The following is a 17,267-nucleotide window of genomic DNA, read 5'->3' on the forward strand; positions in this document are numbered from 1 at the left end:
ACAAATAATACTTACTGATATTGACAAGTTATTCCGCTTGAGTTAAATTATAAGCAATAGGACATTCAAATTTAATATACAAACAAATTTGCCGCAAGTAAAGTTAGTAAAGCGGCAACAAGAAATAAGTGCTTTCAAAGATTACTGGAACACTTTTTTTGTTTTTTTAAATAATAAGGAGGGTATTATGAAAAAAATCAGTTTCATATTGTTGACATTAATCATTTTTATCGGTGTCTTAGGATGTAATGGCGAGAAAACGATTTCAGATCCACCTGAATTTGTTGAGATGTATCTTAATGAGGATTCTGAAATAACATCTTTAAAAGGAAATGTGTATACCGGGTTGACCGAGTTTGCGGATATTACAGATACAACAAATACAACAGAAACTACTACTTCAGAAAACATTTATGAGGGTGATCTCTATAGCGAGAATGATTTCGAAGTAGTAATCATTACCAATGGTGCAAATTATGATCTACTGTATAGCGTTGAAATAACAGACAGTATTTTAGGAGATTGTGTGTATACCGATCAATCTACCTTGTACGTTGCCTCTTCTACCATTACGGTTGAAACAGATGGGTCCTATACGACTGAAATCGTATTGACGGTTCCAGGCTCTGCCAATTTAGAAACATATCTTTCCGAGCGGACAATATCTTTAACTAAAATCTTGTTTTCAAGAGATATGGTTGATGGAACTTTCGCAGCCGACATTCCTGATAATTTAACTACTTCTTTATTATTCCAAATCTATGCCCTTAATTATTTTGATGTTAATTTGGGCTTGCCATTGTCAGTAGACGGTGATAATGTAGATATCATCTTAGGGCCAGGCTTTCCTTATTATGATGATGCCGTTACGCTTGGAAAAACCGACATTGTAATACCAGAAACTATCAACGGCTATGAAGTAGGAAAGGTTCTGCTTATGGATCTTGACTGGGTAACAAATTTGGAAATTAATGGAGGAAATCAAGATATTTTTGTTTTAGGTGATTTCTCCTCTTTAGAGCTTTTGCTTGTTAATGGTCCCGAATTCGTCTCATTAACAACGTTTAAACAATTGACCATAAACGGAGATTTTCAACTGTTAACGACAATCAATATTGATAACCTTTCAAGGTATAGTGTGTATTTATCTGAAAATGCCAATACAGAAAATGATACGTATTTGGATTATGTTACAAACGCTGAGACGCTTTATGATTTTCCTGTTCTTGAAACACTTGATATTAGAAACTCTGTTCTAAATTATTTCCAAGTTGGAGCTGACAATTTAGATTTGCCTTTTCCAAATCTAACGATTGTGGAGATTGATAGTACTACTATTAGTAATAGTGCCTTACTTGGAAATGAAGAAAATGAGTTTGACAAACTTGATATGGTGAATTTCGTTGACTCAAACATTGGAACGATTACAGTAACTGGCACAAAACCTATCACTGAAACTAAAGCAACTTTAACCATCGATAACACAACTGTTTCCTATACTGTTTTTGTGAAAGGATCGGTATACTCTACCCTAACTTTTGCAGATTCAGTACTTGGAGATGTTGAAATCCAAGGTGGCACTATCAATGATTCTGTATTATCTGACTTATCGTTTTCGACTACTACATTTGAAGGTTCAAATAGAACAATCTATATTAAAGGATCTCATCCTTCTCTTGAATATTTAACTCTCGGAGGCATTTCTTTAAACCAAATCATTATCGGTTCAGTCGGATCCGTTTTCGCTTCTTTAACGGATTTGATGATTTCTGATGTGAACGCAAGTATAATCAAGATTGGAGATCGTGATGTAGAATTTTCTGCACTTGAACATTTATCTTTAACGAATGTGGATTGTAGTGGAAATATTTTCATAAGTGGGGAAACGGCTGATTTCTCTTTACTTCAGGATATCACTTTAACGAATGTATCTGCTAATAATTTATATTTAGGACAAGTTTCAGAAGATTTTTCTAGTGTGACAGCAATCATTTGTAGCAATCTTGATATTGTAGACTCTTTTAATATCGGTGGGGGATTAGATTTGACTTTACTTGAAGTCATCGTTCTTGAAAACGTTACTTGTGCATACGCTAACCTCTTCCCTGGCTTTGCAACATATGATTTATATATTGATAACCTCGAAGCGACAAATATAGGTATTGGAACCCCTGCATGTCAAAAAATCTATCTTGCAGAAACAGATATTACAACTTGGGATTTCTATGATTATGCTACCGGAGAATCAATTCCAATGGAAACGGGCGTTTATTCTCCTTCTTAATCTTTTTTGCAAACAAACAAAGCCGCACTCCTTTGAGTGCGGCTTTTTGAATGGTTATACAAATAAATATAGTAGAACCTTCCTTTTTTTGTTATTTATCTTTACATAATATAATGAGTGTCTAAAATACTAACCCAACCAAAAGATCAAGCTTTGTCATTACTTCATTATATGCAATTTTTCCCACATATGGGTTATCTTCTCTATATTTTTCCCAACGTTCTTTCAATATGTCACTCTTTTTAATCTGTTCTAGTATTTTTGTTGCATTATCTAGAATATTTTGTGAATTTCTATGAATAAATGTGTTTTGTATTGCTAGTTTTAAATCATCTATATTTATGTTACCCAGATCTTTCACTAGTATAGAAAAAATGTCATAATAGTCTTTTAGTCTAGTTGAAGCTTCAGCTCTTGAAAGAATCGTTTCAATTTTTTCAGCAAGAACCGTTTCAGTATTATAACTCATTAGTGTTATGTCTGTTTCTGACATATATAAATGAATTTGTTTTTCTTGAGCATAAGGTGTGATAATATCTCCGGTTGATACATCAAGTTTTATATGAAACTTGATGGAGTAGAATGTACCTATAATTGTAAATCTATAACCATTATATTTGTCTTCATGACGTATATCTGTTACATTTGTTATTACAAATGAGGTATTGTCTTCTAGGGTAATGTCTAGTATTTCTTGAACAGCCATTCGTAGTGATTCTTCATTAACGTTGTAGTTTCTTACTGTCAAATCAACATCAACGGTTGTTCTATCTTCTACTCCTAACATATAAGAAATTAAGTATCCGCCTTTCAATACAAACATATTTTTATATTTAGTAAGAGACAGTCTTTCAAGAAATCGTTCAAAGAAGAAGTTTTGATATAAAATCCCGTGAGGAATATTTTTTTGTATCGATATTATGTTAATTTTATGTTTGAGTTTTCCTTGTGAAATCAAATTAAGACCTCCATATATGTATTTACTTTTTTCTCTACTCTTAGTGTTTTTGCAATATCAAATAATAAGGGAAGGTTCTTATCGTTTCTTTTTGCATACATCTTGAATGCATTTGTTACTTCTTCACTACTTAGCCGGCTGTTTCCTCTAACAATATCACACAAGGTTTTTTCAAGGGTGTAAGTTAATACTATGTTTTCATGATTTGTCTTGATTTTTTTTTGATAAGAAGAGTAGTATTTATTATAGCTTTGATAAGTGTTTATATTTTGTGATAAAACATTTGATGTATTGTAACTATTTGGAAATGTCATTGTATAAACACTTGGAGTTTTATCTGTTAATCCGTGTAAATATAGTGCAGTCCCATGAGAAAAAATGCCTCTTCTAAATTTCTGTTGAATGACATACATTTGATCCTCAAAGTATTCTGGTAGAATATACACGCCTCTTGCAACTTTTTCAATTAGCTTATCATTTTCTAAAATTTTAAGGTATTGTCTATGAATGTTTAATTTCATTACTTCTTTTGATGTAATTGTCCCGTTATTTTTTTTCATTACAGATAAAATTTTGTTTTCATTTTCCATATTTTTCACCTTTTTGACTTTTATGCTTGAATTATATCATTAATTAAGCATTGTAGTCAAGATTAAAGTGTTCTTTTTTTGCTTTTGTATAAAACATTGAAGCGGTTATTGCTTTATATATGGCCCCAATAAAACTTTCAATTCCCATTATAAAATTCATGTCTAGGTTGGGAGAAGAATTAATGATATACAACAAGGAAAACTAGTCGTACCGTTGTTAAGTCTCATTCTAATTAGATATTTTGATTAATTGGTTTTTGAGATTATTTTCATTTTTTTATAAAGGGTATATTCAGCGAAATCTTTCGGAAAGTCTTCTATTGTCATAATGACTTTATAACCATGCTTTTTATAGAAATCCAATGCTTGAAACTCAAATGTAGTCAAATACAGATTCATCACTCCGCGTTTTAACGCTTCTGATTCCATCATATGCATTAGTTTAGATGCAATTCTTTTTCCTCTGTATTTCTTGTCTACGAATAATACATTGATAAATAGATATTCATATTGGAAATTACCGTAGATTCCTCCTACAAATTGATTATTATCAAGCACAATATATTGCAAATCAATTTGCTCGGTAGAAAAATCAAGACTTTCTCTCACTCTTTTGATTTCTGCTTTCAAAAGAGTATTATAAGAAGGAATAGGTTCACTAGATGATTTCATTAAATAATCTTTGTTTAATTCATGACTTTCTAGATTTTTATCAAGAAGAAAAATATTTTTATTGCCACTTGGCATATCATCTAATTTCCCATGAACACTAAAACCGATTTCTTTAAAATCAAGAACCTTTTGTTCTTGCACGGAATTAAATTGAATGCCCTCAACGTTTCCTCGGTAAAACTTTTTGATATCATTCATTAACGCTTTTAGAACATCGATATCCTTATAATAGATACCCTTTATTTTACACCAGTCAGAAGCTTGTTTTGTATGACAAGCCCCAACCAAAATTTCGTTATTAAAAACATAAAAATCGCGACTGTCTTTTTCTCTATAACCAGTTTGGGATTTGTTATAGGTATGAAGTGCACTTATCAATTCTTTATTATATTCAAAGTTTTTGTCATCTATATATGTAATATTATGGATATCAATCATCTCCTTAGTTACTTAATAATTGTTAAATAAATTTGCAATGAATTCTTTCGTATTATAGCACTTTTTACACAATTTCGCAAAATTATACCCTTGTTGATGTTTCAATTCTTCTGTTCTTACAGAAAAATGACTTTTTAGTTCATTGTGTGTTTTGGTATAAGAAAACACTGAAAGTGAATTACCATTCAGTGTTTTTTTTATACAATAATTTAAGTTATCTTTTAAGATTTGTTGAAAATGTGTATCTTGATCCTATATAATAAGCTTCTACAAAATATAATGCCTTACCATTTTCAAGAAAAATATTAGCTTCCATATACAAAATAGCTGAACCTTCAGGAATATCTAAAATCTTTGAGATATGTTTTGAAGCAGTGATGGCCTCCAAATCATATATTCCTTCAAATAAAGTTAGATTGTATTTTTTTTCATATAATTGATACAATGAAGCATTTGGAGTTACATATTCTATGATGTCTGGACATAACTCTGGGTTAATAAATGTTTTTTCAAAACAAAGATTGGTTTTACCATTTCTTCTGATTCTTTCAATATAATAACAATCTTTAGTGCTACCTAAATCAAGTTTGTCTTTAATTTTTTCATCTGCAAGCATTTTTTTTGCTTCTATTACAACACTATTTGGTTTTCCTGCTTGATTATCAATGATTTCAGAAAAACTGGACATCGTTGATAGTTTATAGTCCGCCTTTGAAGATTTAACAAAAGTTCCGGTTCCTTTTACCTTATAAACATATCCTTCCACAAAAAGTCTTTCCATTGCTTTTCTAATGGTATGTCTACTTACGTTGTATATTGTCATTAAGTCAATTTCTCTTGGTAGCATTGAACCATATATATATTCTTTCGTAAGAATTTTACTTTTAAGATCTTCATATATTTGTTCATGTAAATAACGCATTTCATTGTACATAACATCAACTCCTTATTATTAAGTGTACCATTAAGTTTCAAAAAAATCCAATATGTCCGTATAAATATCAAAAAATTTTAAGAAAAATGTAAAGCTTTTCAAAAAAGGGCTTGACATGTACGTACATAGTGCTAGAATATAATTATATGTATAGACATACAAAAAAATCAAATGGAGGCTAATATGAAGAAAATTGCTGTAATTGGTAGTTCGGGCGGGAATTTATTTAGTTTGGGTGGGAAAGACCCCAACAAATTACTAGGAGAGATTCTAACTCAAGCAGATTCTGCGGGAATAAAGGTTAGTAATATTGTGTTTGTTGGTGCAACTTCATCAATGGACAGTATCAAAGCGTCTACAAAAGCTAGTTTATACGAAATTTCAAACGGAGAACTTGTAAACTCAGAATTAGTAGGTTTAAATGAAGCAAATGAATTAGCAAAACAAGCAGACAGTAAACTTAGTTTAGACATTCTAGCTGGTGAAGTAGATGGAATTATTGTAATGAGTGCGGATGCAAAGGGCGTAAATTCTTTAAGTTTAGGCGCTGCTGCTGAGAAGAAAATTCCAATCACAGGTACAGGCGGAACATCAATGGCCTACATTCAATCTTTAGGAGCAAAAGTAATTTCTGTTTCTGGTACTACTGGTACTACAAACAGAACAAGAGCCATTGCTGCAATACAAAGTTTATCAAAATTTTTTGGTATCAAGTATCACGCTGTCATTAAATCTTCTGGATCATCTAATAGCATAGATAATTCAAACATATTAAAAAGAATAAGCATTAGAGGCATTATGCTTGCATCTATTCCAGGGTTTATTGCTATGGCTTTGGTACTAGCATTAAGTCAAATACCATTTTTATCAGGTCTTTATGGAATCTTTGATATACTAATTCTTGCCTTACCTGTTTTAGTTGCTGTTATTGCTGCAAAACAAGTATCAGGATTAGATGAAGTTGGAATTGTTGCTGGGCTTGTTGCCGGTGTACTATCTGTTAATGGAGGAATCATTGGTGGAATCATCGGTGGAATCATTGCAGGTATTCTTGCAGCATTGTTTATAGAACAAGCCATAAAATGGAAAATACCTGGAACAACCGCAAACATTATTGCTGGTGGTATTGCAGGTTTAGTCGCAGGCTTACTCGTCTTTTATTTAATCGCTCCAGTTGCCTTATGGGCAGGAGATGGAATTAGATGGTTAATCGATTCTGCACTACAATTTAGTCCTGCGTTAGCTGGTTTAATTGCTGGATTATTAATCTGGCCCGCTATCATGGGTGGAGTATATCATGCTGCAATATTGCCAATCGTATTAATTGAAATGGAAATCGAAGGAATGAGTTTCCTTGGAGCTGTAGATATGGTAGGTTTAGTAATGGTTTCAGCAGGTATTACACTTGCAAACATTGTTTGGCCAAGAAGAAAAGATGATCGTTCTATTGCTGCTCCTGGTTTTGCTATTAATGTTGGCTTTGGTACATTTGTTGAGGCGGCGTATCCCTTTATGTTTTCAAACAAACTCATAATGGGAACAGCAATTGTTGCATCAGGAATTGGTGGATTATTTGTAGGCTTACTAGGCGTTAAAGGAACTGCTTACGTTCCATCTGTTATTGCACCAGCGTTGTCAAATAATCCATTAGGATTTGCATTTTGTATGTTACTAGCTATGGCTATCGCTTTTGTGTTAACCATGGTTGTAAATAGAATTGGACATAAAGAGGTGAAAGTTAAATGATTGTAAATGACATGAAATTAAAGCTAGAAAAAGGTAGAAAGAAAGTATTAGATGCTATTAAAGAACACAATGGAACTACTTTGTTAAGTACTGGAATCACAGGTGATGATGCTAGAATGGCAAAAGCGGCTGTTGATGCAGGAGCAAGACTATTAGAACCAAACCATCCAGCATTAGCACTTGCAAGAGGTTATAAAGGCGTAAATAACATGGATGATGCTGAACAAGTAAGACATGAAATCAAGTTAGAACAAATGCTAGAAGCTGCTCATGGAGTAAGACAAGTGGTGGGAGAAAGCATCTTCATAACCATAGGTGTTCCAGGTGGATTTACTGAAGTGATGCCTGTCGTATTATCAGACGAAGACTTTATCAATATCGCTAAATCAGGGGTTGATGGGCTGCACACTCATAAATCTAGTATAGAAGACTTAAAGGAATGGGTAACAAAAGCTCATAGTTTTGGATTATTAGTTGATGCTTATATCGGTATGCCAACAGATAAACATATCTTTGGTGTTCCAGCTGAAACTCCTTTAGAAGTTGCAAAAGTAGCTAAAGAAATGGAAGCGATTGGTGTTGACTTTATTGGAATGATGACTGGCATGAGTTATGAAGGCGTAAAGGGTGGAGAAATTCATCCATTTATGAAAGCAAGACTTGAAGCATTAGTTGGCGCTGTAAGCGTTCCAACAATTGCTGAAGGCGGAATTAACAAGACAAATTATAAAGCCTTTAAAGAGGTTGGAATCAACATTTTAGTAATAGGAACCGCACTTGATAACATTGCTGCAAAAGCAATTCAAGCAGAAGTAAGAGAATTTATTAAATAGTTTAAAATGAGAATCTAATTTATATAAAAAAACAAGAGCCTAAATTTATAGAATTTGGGTTCTTGTTTTATATAAGTAAAATCTTCTTGAAAATTACACAAATATGTTTAAATTAAATTCGATTTTTAGAATTAAGAATTAACGCTTGTTTGATAATATGTTGCCTGTGAATTAAATAACTCATAGTATTTTGAATTTTTTTGTTTCATTAAATTCTTATGCGTATCAATTTTTTGTACTTTATGTTCATCAAGAATAATAATTCTGTCACTAAATACACAAGATGACATACGATGTGAAATATATATAGAAGTTCTATTTGCCACTAGCTCACTAAAGTGTTCATATATTTCAGCTTCAGCAAGTGGATCTAGAGCACTTGTAGGTTCATCTAGAATAATTAATGATGAGTTTTTATAAAACGCTCTTGCAATGGCTAACTTTTGCATTTCCCCACCGGACATCTCGATTCCAAACTCATGATATTGTTTGGAAAGATATGTGTCAATGCCATCATCTAAACTAGCAATTTTGTCATTCAAACCGGCTTGATTAATACAACGTAATACTTCTTCGCGGTTATTCGATTCCATATCAATATTTTCAAATAAAGTAAGAGCAAACAATTTAAAATCTTGAAATACAGCGGCAATTTGACTTAAGTATGAATTGTACTGATACTTTTGGATATCTATACCATTCCAGTAGATTGTACCAGAAGTTGGTTTGTATAAACGACAAATCAACTTTACCAATGTTGTTTTCCCCGCGCCATTCAAGCCAACAATACTTATCTTTTCACCTTTATCAATTGTAAATGAAATATCATTTAAAACAATGTTTTCTTGATTTGGATAATGAAATGATACATTTTCAAAACGCAATGAATTCATTACATTAGCAACTTCTCCTTCTTTATAAAGTTCTTCAGATTCTTTCAATTTCATCAATTCTACTAGTGGTCCCAGCATTTGAGATGATGTTTGAAATCTAAATATACTAGCTATAAAGCCACTTAAAGCTTCCGAAGTTTTAGTTGCGGCTGCTACTAAGAAAACAAATGTACTTATACCAAGGCTGAGAGCTATCGATTGAAATCCAACTAAACTATATATAGAAACAATTTGAATAACACTAATAATTATGAATATACAACCATGAAAACCCTTCTTCAAGAAGTAGTTTATAAATACTTTATTTGTTTCCTTTAAGAAATAATTGTATTTATCAAACATCAAATCTGACAACGGGTAAATGCTAAAATCCTTGGCGCTTGAAACATCTGATACAATGACTTGATAATAATTAAATTTGCGATTAATTGGTCCTAATTTTTGGGATATTAACACATTTTGCTTTGATGAGAATTTCGAGTTGATTGTATACAACACCAAAGTGCCAAAAATAATCAATAATATCCATGGGTTAAATGTAATCAATACTGCAAACATGGAAAAAATAACGAGCAAATAATAGGCAATATCGGCAAAACTTGAAAAGAGATCATCCAGTGCATTAAAGTGTTCTATAGAGTATTTCGAGCGTTCAGAAAGATCTAAGTAATATGGGTCTTCTAGATGTTGGTAATCAATGTTCATTAGCTTGAGGTTGATTGATTGATATACTTTTTGCTCTATTTCAACTTTTTTGATTTCCAGTACACTAACAAGCTTTTTTTCTAGTAGACTGAGCAGTAACTCGGCTCCTAAAACGATTAATATCATCTGGAGTGATATCATATAGTCATTTGCAATTAAACCATCAATGATTAATTTAAGACCATATACTCCAATCAATATTTTTCCTGTTCTAATAATCGCTTGTGCAAAAATCACAAGATAAAATGTTTTCGATATTTTATTGGTAAACTTGAAAATATTATATGCTGTTTTGAATTGTTTCATGTTTTTCAGCTCCTTCTTGATAATATCTACCTTGCGTTATGAACATTGTTTTGTATATCCCATTTTCTTTATTCATTAGTTCTTCATGGGGTCCATATTCAAGAAGCTTACCATTCTCTAACAAAGCAACATTATCACAAAATTTAGTGGACGCTAAACGGTGAGATATAATCACTGCTGTTCGATTGTTTATCAGGGTTTTAAAATTCTCGTATATTTCTTTTTCAGCAATTGCATCCAGTGAAGCTGTTGGTTCATCAAGAATTATAATTGAAGTATCTTCTTTATATAAAGCTCTTGCAATCGATAATTTTTGTTTTTCTCCACCACTTAATTCAGTTCCACTAGGATCAATGACTTTTAGTAATTCATGGTGTTCTTTCTGTGGCATGGATTGAATCTTATCATATAGCCCTACAAGTTTTAATGCATTCATAGCCTTCTCGTGTTCTATAGTGTCCTTACTTAATCCAACAATGTTTTCAAGAATGGATGCCGCATATACTAAAACCTCTTGAAATATAACGGCCAATCTATTGCGATAATAGTTTAAATCAATTGTTTTTAAATCAACACCATTAATCAAAATAGTTCCTTTTGTTGGCTCATAAAAGCCACTAAGCAATTTCACTAATGTGGTCTTCCCAGAACCATTTGTACCTACTAAAGCTAACCGCTCACCAGAACTTACTTTTAAGTTTATATTCTCAAGAACATACTTTTCAGAATTTGGATACTTAAAACTAACATTGATTAATTCTATAGAAACTTTTTCTAGATCAATCGTAGTTCCAACTTGTTTGGGAAAGTACTCATCACTTTCAAGAAATGCCATATATTCACTTGTATAACTTGTATCCTCTTTAATTTTTGCCAATAACGTAAACATTTTTTGTAATCCTAAAGTAATAGCAAGCGTTGCCCATATCGTTGATGAAACTTGCCCAATTGAAATTTCCCCACTCATATATGCATTTGCAGTTAGCAAATACGTTAATCCGTTGGTTATTGTGATAAAGAATATTCCTGGAATTGTAAACCTAAATCCAATAATATTGAGCTTTTTAAATAATCTTGTATATATATTAGACTTCTCTTGATGATTTGCATGAAACTGTTTTTGAATTTGGTTGATTCTTATGTCTTTTCCATAAGAAAAATCGTGTCCTGTGCAAAAAAAGTACTCTGCTTTTCGCTCCCTTTCACGAAGTTCATCTCGATTCTCAAATTTGTATTTCTTACCTTTTAGATCAAACTGATATTGTAGGAATGATAACACAAGAGCAACTACCACAATTAAAGGACGAAACAGACCTAACAATATTATTAGTCCAATTACTGATAATATTTCTGGCAACAAAGCAAATACACTTCTTAATGTTCCCTCATAACCACTATCGTTATTCCCAATTGCTGCCCAAAGTGCAGTTGATCTTTTTGCTTGAAATGTCGGATCTTCTAAATAACGATATGATACATGTCGATATTTTTTAAAAAATATTCCACCTTGTAAATTATGGATTGCCATAGCATTACCACTAAAAATGTTTTGTGTTATTGTTGACACTACCATTAAAATAAGCATTGAAAATCCATATATAGAAATCCACAAAAATAAATTGTTTGTGTTTTGAATCACAATCGCATCGATAATGTATCTTGGAAATAATACAGTAACAATTGTTAAAATTCCTTTAGATAAAGCAAACAAGATAAAAATATAAAATAAAAAACTCGAATTTTCTTGTTTAATTCCTCTTACATGAAATTTTAATACTTCCCAAATTGAATATTTTGTTTTCATAGTATACCATCCTTAACTAACTTTATTTTATTACAACCCACAAAAATAAACAATCAACCTGTAGTTGCATTAACTCATATCCTTACAATTAGAAAAATTGATGTATATATTAGAGGTAAATCAAGGATGATTTTCGATTTTATTTAGAATGAAAAAATGAAAAACAAAAAACCGAAGATATTGTAGTAAAAGAAAATACTACAAAACTTCGGTTACCTGTAAATTTGTGTTTTACTCTCTTGCTATGCCTTGTTTAGTGTTTATGGTTGGAAAACACAAGCAAAGCACCGGCGGTCAACATTGGAACTTCTACAATTAAGATTGTAATCCATTTTTCTTCGATATCACGGTAAAACTTAAATAAGAAAAATAATCCAACTGCGCCAACTAGAATAATGATTCCAAGTAATAATTCTTTGTTCCAAAGTATAAATGTCAATGCTATCAATATAACACCTGGTGAGGAATTCATTAGAAATTCCACCATCATATTCCAAACAGAATCCGTGCCATCAAAAGAATCGAAAGCCATGAAAATGAAGAACCCTCCAAGCAATAACATGAATATTTTGCATACTTTAACGGCAATTTTCATAAAGACACCTCCTATATGTTTTATTATAATACCACAAGACAAAAAATTCAAGGAGGGGTGTCTTTTTGTTACATCTTGGCTTTATTTAGTATACTAGCTAAATTTCAGTTAATAATACTGTGATTCAAAAAATATAATAATATTTCACTTCACCGATTTTAAACGGTGAAGATATTTTTTAGTTCAAAAACCCATGCATTTCCAGTGTGGAATTATATTTGGACAGTTTCAGAGTTTTTTCTTCTTAACTTTCGAACAAGAATTACAACAAAACCTGCATAAATCCAAACTTGAAACAAGTTGATGAAAATATATCCATATAGTTCAAATTCCAATTGAACATCGTTAATATCAAACCAATAAGCCGTTGCGGTAGAATCATCAATATCAAAATTGCTATAACCAAAGGGCCCCAAAAAGTCTTCAAAATATTCCAACCTAATAGTTAGCTCATAATCTGTGGGTGAAGTAAAATGGTAGTACACGTAAGGAACACTTGCATTTTCATAAGGTAGCATGACAATATTATACACTTCTAAAGGAGGAATGCCTTGAGAAGCTGATTCTTCTAAAAGCCAAAACAAACGCATTGTATAATACCTGTCTTCTTGTGTTTCAATCTGATAGGTTGACATTACAACTCCACTCCAGTCCATTTTAATTGCAACATCTCTCGCAGAAAAGACTTTTAGTATAATAAAAGGAACTAGAGTGATAAGAAGAAAGCTTGCTAGAAAAATTCTACTGATACGAGATAGTCGAACATTAAATGAAAACTTCACAAAAAATCGAACGATACCATAAATAACTAATGTATAGATAAAAGCTATGGCTAATGCTGGAGATATCGCTGAATAGAAAAATGCGTTCAAAGACGGATCAATCCATGATGCATTTTTCAAAAAAGAAAAAATAGCTAACCACAGTGCAATTCCAAGAAGAAAGAAACTAGAAAATAACACTATACGGAAGAATGATTTATAGGTATCATTTCCCTCAACTTCAATGAGTTGATAACGTACACGAACAAGGTTAAACACTTGGATTAAGATAGATAAAAGAATGAATCCAAGTGTTATTATGATTGAAATGCTTCTAGAATTTGTTAAACTATCAGTCACAAAAAATGTTAACCCACCAAGTAGCAATATCCCAAAACAAAGTATCATATGGTTAAAGTATTGATGCTTACTCTTTTGTATGATGTATTGAAATCTTTCAATGGGTTTATCATCATTCTTCTGCATCTTTATAGATCCTCGAAGAATATCATCTACTGAAACATTATAAATATTTGAGAGCATCAAAAGAGTCGACATTTCAGGTATCCCAAGTCCATTTTCCCACTTACTGACAGTTTTATTGGAAACATTCAACATATCCGCTAACTCAAGTTGGGTTAATCCTTTGCTCTTTCTAAGTGACTGTAAAAAAATTCCTATTTCATTCATGTTCATATTAGCACCTCCCAATAGTATAATACCTTTTAGTAGATAGAATTCAAACCACTCTATGTGCGACTTTGCTCTACGTTATAGTGGAATTATCAACTTATTTAAAATTATAACACATTCACTTTTGATATTATTGAAATTGTTGCAAGATAAATTGTTTTTGTCTGAGTCGCAATCATTTAACTAATTTGTTGTAAATTCTCAAAAATATATTCGAAAAAACTCCATAAAATGATATTTTTCTCCAAACAAAAAACCGAGGTTATTTATGAAGCATATGAAATACTACATCGTCCTCGGGTTGCGGGCTGAACTAGCTTTATAAATAGAGCGCTATTTTCAGCGCTCTACTATTATTTAATTACTAGATTTTTCTATCTGATTATTCAGGAATATAATCTTTGTAGTCCCATATCCATAAGTTTTGTGCTTTAGCAAACCCCATTACCGTTCTGTTCTCCCGAAAACTTGGAAATATCGTTTCTGTGTTCAAGATGCTGTTTAATTCATAGGTTACGACACATTTAATTTCAATTGGTGTACTATATTCCTCATCTAAAAGAATCATCGGCAATTCATAATCGTTTTGTTCTAATTCAAACACATAGTTATAATCTCCATTGATACTATTGATTAAGATTCCCTCCGCTATCAAATTGTCACTCATGTATACCTTCAAATAAGGGTTTTGGATATTCTGATCTAACTGCACTAGATAATCAATATTAATACTAAAATGTCTAATATCAGTGTTTGAATCATCTTGACTCACGTGCATATAAAAGCTATCATCAACGCTACTGGATGTATAGTTATATAAATAATTCAAGGGTTTAGTAAATATATATGTTTCTGTGGCCGATAAGGCAAATATTAAAATATATGACAATGCAATTGCCTTAAGCCCCTTCAAAGTAATCCTAACAGGCTTTTTATCTCTAATACCAGTATGTAATCGAATGTCTGTCTGAAAAAGAATTACTCCAACTAGGCCAACAGATATAATAATAAAGCCAAAGATATAAAGAAAAATAGTTGAAAATCCAGTTATTTCAAATTCCAATAGAGCTGCTAGTGAAATAGCAAGTACCAATGAATACAATATGAGACTCAATAATCTACTTAAGTTCACTTTATGATTGGATAGTAGATTGAAAAATGTTTCCAACAATGCTATTGAAATCATCAGTCCAACTGGTACCAAGACCCATTGAAGATTGTTATACAATACCATTCTTCCTAACGTAAAAATATCTCCTATAATAGCAACTCCATACGCTACCGTAAAAAACAATAACACGAGTATCCCAAGAAAAATAATCGCCATTGGTATTGACATTAAAACAACAGATTTTTTATTTCGATAATCAATAATTATATTACCGCCATCCATCACCAACTCATCAACAGAAACTTTAAATATTTTAGCGAGATTCTTGATATTATACAAGTCAGGTAATCCCTCTTCTCTTTCCCACTTGCTTATGGCTTGTCTACTTACACCAAGTTTATCTGCTAGATCACCTTGAGACATATTATGTTTTAATCTTAACTCTTGTATTTTTTTAGCTATATATTCCATGTTATCAACTCCTTGTCATAAGTATACCAAAAGACACGAAAAATGAATATGACATATTTATTGCTTTTTAGCAACTAATCGTTGCCCCATATAAATTGTAGCATAAATAGCACAAATACAATGTAAATGTTTAAAAAATGTAGAATGAATTCTTTGAAAATACTAAAAAATTATTTCTTCAAAAAACCCCTATTACAACATAATTTTAACAACTCTTTTTGTTTGAAAAAGTGTTTAAAAATGAGGGCATTTATAAAACAAAAACCCGAGAACACATAGACAGTATGCGAATACTGCTGTTTCTCGGGATACGGGTCTAAATGGTGCAGCTGAGGCGATTTGACCCCCTGTCCAGATATATTTTGTTATATTCAAATTAACTAATTATGTCATAATCTAAGAAAGTTAAATCTTTTTGTTATGAGGTTTATAACATAAGTTGCAATTACTTATGATACGGCTCAACGTATCACACTTAGGGAGAAAGAAATACTCCTATAGTTATTTGTAATATTGCTCTGTGTAAAAGTATTACATACAATTTAATATCAAAACGCTAATATTCCATAGCTTTGGTTTTTAACCGTATCTTTAGATTATGTAAATTAAATTCGTAATCAATCCCCAATGAATATCCATCCCTATATTGTTCTTCCTCAACAGAATTAACATAATTACAATAATTTTCGAATACGTCTTGTTTACATTTTTTTTTAATCATTGATAAAGAAAATGCTGTGCATATTACTTCCTCTTCATAATCAGCAAACGGTTTATCAAATCCCATTAGAGAATAGAAAACATAGTGTGCAAGTTCGTGTGAAAATTGATAGATTATTTTCGCTGTATCACCAAAATCTGGGATGCCTAATTTTACAAATAAGTATTCATTAAAAATAGGGATTATCATAGGAGTATATCCTGAATTAGCTTTCTCAAAATTGGCTACATTATCAATATATAACTTTATTTTACTCATAGTATCTGTTCCAAATAATGTCGCATACTGAATATATACATCGCTAACAGTTTTTAACAGATTATCATAATTTGCTAAATGTGATAAGTTTCCATCAATAATAAAATTCATATTTCCTCCTCAAATTCGCAACTCACTTTTTAGTCGATTTCTTTGACAAGAAGTCATACAACAATTACATTTTTGGATTATAGTACTGAAAGAGTTCATCTATATCGTTATCCTCAGCCTCCAAATCACTATAGTAATCTTTATAATTGTCTCCCATATAATCGTCGTAATTCATTTTCTCAATTATTTTAATAACCTTGTCGTCATAAGAAGTGGAATCAAGGGTATCTTCAGATACTTTTACCAATCTCGGGAAAATATTAAGATTTGGAAAATCAATCTCATTTCCACTCGTCTCCAGTATTGATTTTTCTATTTGTTTTGTAATACTGTACAGTGCTTGGCTGTTTTCTTCAGTATTATCTAATTCTAAGTATGTTCTA

The 17,267-nt window shown here is 31.5% G+C and carries 14 protein-coding genes; 3 read left to right on the forward strand and 11 right to left on the reverse strand.

Annotated features, from left to right (window positions below):
- Positions 1–187: 187 nt before the first annotated feature.
- On the forward strand, positions 188–2,284 hold the full coding sequence (locus KJ971_04965) for a hypothetical protein (protein MBU1145188.1): 2,097 nt from the start codon (positions 188–190) through the stop codon (positions 2,282–2,284).
- A 121-nt stretch (positions 2,285–2,405) separates the two neighbouring features.
- Here the strand turns inward: KJ971_04965 and KJ971_04970 are convergent, their stop codons facing one another.
- The 4 genes from KJ971_04970 to KJ971_04985 all read right to left on the reverse strand — a co-directional run bounded on the left by KJ971_04970 (position 2,406) and on the right by KJ971_04985 (position 5,876).
- Positions 2,406–3,107 (reverse strand): nucleotidyl transferase AbiEii/AbiGii toxin family protein, encoded by a 702-nt coding sequence (locus KJ971_04970; GenBank protein MBU1145189.1) that lies wholly within the window; start codon positions 3,105–3,107, stop codon positions 2,406–2,408.
- A 131-nt stretch (positions 3,108–3,238) separates the two neighbouring features.
- Positions 3,239–3,832: a type IV toxin-antitoxin system AbiEi family antitoxin domain-containing protein gene (locus tag KJ971_04975; protein ID MBU1145190.1), complete on the reverse strand. Its 594-nt coding sequence runs from the start codon at positions 3,830–3,832 to the stop codon at positions 3,239–3,241.
- Positions 3,833–4,078: 246 nt separating this feature from the next.
- Positions 4,079–4,942, reverse strand: coding sequence for a GNAT family N-acetyltransferase (locus KJ971_04980; GenBank protein MBU1145191.1), 864 nt, complete (start codon positions 4,940–4,942; stop codon positions 4,079–4,081).
- A gap of 214 nt (positions 4,943–5,156) precedes the next feature.
- Complete coding sequence (locus KJ971_04985; protein MBU1145192.1) at positions 5,157–5,876, reverse strand: GntR family transcriptional regulator; 720 nt, start codon at positions 5,874–5,876, stop codon at positions 5,157–5,159.
- 183 nt (positions 5,877–6,059) lie between these two features.
- On the opposite strand from KJ971_04985, the gene KJ971_04990 reads away from it, so the two are divergent.
- Positions 6,060–7,622, forward strand: coding sequence for a PTS sugar transporter (locus tag KJ971_04990; protein ID MBU1145193.1), 1,563 nt, complete (start codon positions 6,060–6,062; stop codon positions 7,620–7,622).
- Positions 7,619–8,455 (forward strand): histidine biosynthesis protein, encoded by an 837-nt coding sequence (locus KJ971_04995; protein MBU1145194.1) that lies wholly within the window; start codon positions 7,619–7,621, stop codon positions 8,453–8,455. Before KJ971_04990 ends, KJ971_04995 begins: the two co-directional genes overlap by 4 nt.
- Positions 8,456–8,586: 131 nt before the next feature.
- Here the strand turns inward: KJ971_04995 and KJ971_05000 are convergent, their stop codons facing one another.
- From KJ971_05000 to KJ971_05030, 7 genes are all read right to left on the reverse strand, one after another.
- A complete protein-coding gene (locus KJ971_05000) occupies positions 8,587–10,359 on the reverse strand; it encodes an ABC transporter ATP-binding protein/permease (protein ID MBU1145195.1) in 1,773 nt (590 codons plus the stop codon).
- Entirely contained in the window at positions 10,334–12,163 is a 1,830-nt protein-coding gene (locus KJ971_05005) for an ABC transporter ATP-binding protein/permease (GenBank protein MBU1145196.1), read from the reverse strand. Before KJ971_05005 ends, KJ971_05000 begins: the two co-directional genes overlap by 26 nt.
- A 253-nt stretch (positions 12,164–12,416) precedes the next feature.
- Complete coding sequence (locus tag KJ971_05010) at positions 12,417–12,758, reverse strand: hypothetical protein (protein ID MBU1145197.1); 342 nt, start codon at positions 12,756–12,758, stop codon at positions 12,417–12,419.
- A gap of 212 nt (positions 12,759–12,970) precedes the next feature.
- Positions 12,971–14,215 carry a helix-turn-helix domain-containing protein gene (locus KJ971_05015; protein MBU1145198.1) on the reverse strand — a complete coding sequence of 415 codons (1,245 nt, stop codon included), beginning with the start codon at positions 14,213–14,215 and terminating at the stop codon, positions 12,971–12,973.
- Positions 14,216–14,594: 379 nt separating this feature from the next.
- Positions 14,595–15,746 carry a helix-turn-helix domain-containing protein gene (locus KJ971_05020; GenBank protein ID MBU1145199.1) on the reverse strand — a complete coding sequence of 384 codons (1,152 nt, stop codon included), beginning with the start codon at positions 15,744–15,746 and terminating at the stop codon, positions 14,595–14,597.
- Positions 15,747–16,350: 604 nt separating this feature from the next.
- A complete protein-coding gene (locus KJ971_05025; protein ID MBU1145200.1) occupies positions 16,351–16,884 on the reverse strand; it encodes a hypothetical protein in 534 nt (177 codons plus the stop codon).
- A gap of 64 nt (positions 16,885–16,948) precedes the next feature.
- A partial coding sequence (locus KJ971_05030; protein MBU1145201.1) for a hypothetical protein occupies positions 16,949–17,267 on the reverse strand: 319 nt, incomplete at its 5' end.

It is taken from the genome of Bacillota bacterium (assembly GCA_018818595.1).
GTDB lineage: Bacteria > Bacillota_I > Bacilli_A > Izemoplasmatales > Hujiaoplasmataceae > JAHIRM01.

Bases quoted from the DNA above. Each gene is read 5' to 3' on its own strand.
- KJ971_04980 (MBU1145191.1), bottom strand. From the start codon at position 4,942: ATGATTGATATCCATAATATTACATATATAGATGACAAAAACTTTGAA.
- KJ971_05015 (MBU1145198.1), bottom strand. From the start codon at position 14,215: ATGAACATGAATGAAATAGGAATTTTTTTACAGTCACTTAGAAAGAGC.
- KJ971_04970 (MBU1145189.1), bottom strand. From the start codon at position 3,107: ATGTTTGTATTGAAAGGCGGATACTTAATTTCTTATATGTTAGGAGTA.
- KJ971_04995 (MBU1145194.1), top strand. From the start codon at position 7,619: ATGATTGTAAATGACATGAAATTAAAGCTAGAAAAAGGTAGAAAGAAA.
- KJ971_04965 (MBU1145188.1), top strand. From the start codon at position 188: ATGAAAAAAATCAGTTTCATATTGTTGACATTAATCATTTTTATCGGT.
- KJ971_04985 (MBU1145192.1), bottom strand. From the start codon at position 5,876: ATGTACAATGAAATGCGTTATTTACATGAACAAATATATGAAGATCTT.
- KJ971_05005 (MBU1145196.1), bottom strand. From the start codon at position 12,163: ATGAAAACAAAATATTCAATTTGGGAAGTATTAAAATTTCATGTAAGA.
- KJ971_05025 (MBU1145200.1), bottom strand. From the start codon at position 16,884: ATGAATTTTATTATTGATGGAAACTTATCACATTTAGCAAATTATGAT.
- KJ971_05000 (MBU1145195.1), bottom strand. From the start codon at position 10,359: ATGAAACAATTCAAAACAGCATATAATATTTTCAAGTTTACCAATAAA.
- KJ971_05020 (MBU1145199.1), bottom strand. From the start codon at position 15,746: ATGTCTCAAGGTGATCTAGCAGATAAACTTGGTGTAAGTAGACAAGCC.
- KJ971_05010 (MBU1145197.1), bottom strand. From the start codon at position 12,758: ATGAAAATTGCCGTTAAAGTATGCAAAATATTCATGTTATTGCTTGGA.
- KJ971_04975 (MBU1145190.1), bottom strand. From the start codon at position 3,832: ATGGAAAATGAAAACAAAATTTTATCTGTAATGAAAAAAAATAACGGG.
- KJ971_04990 (MBU1145193.1), top strand. From the start codon at position 6,060: ATGAAGAAAATTGCTGTAATTGGTAGTTCGGGCGGGAATTTATTTAGT.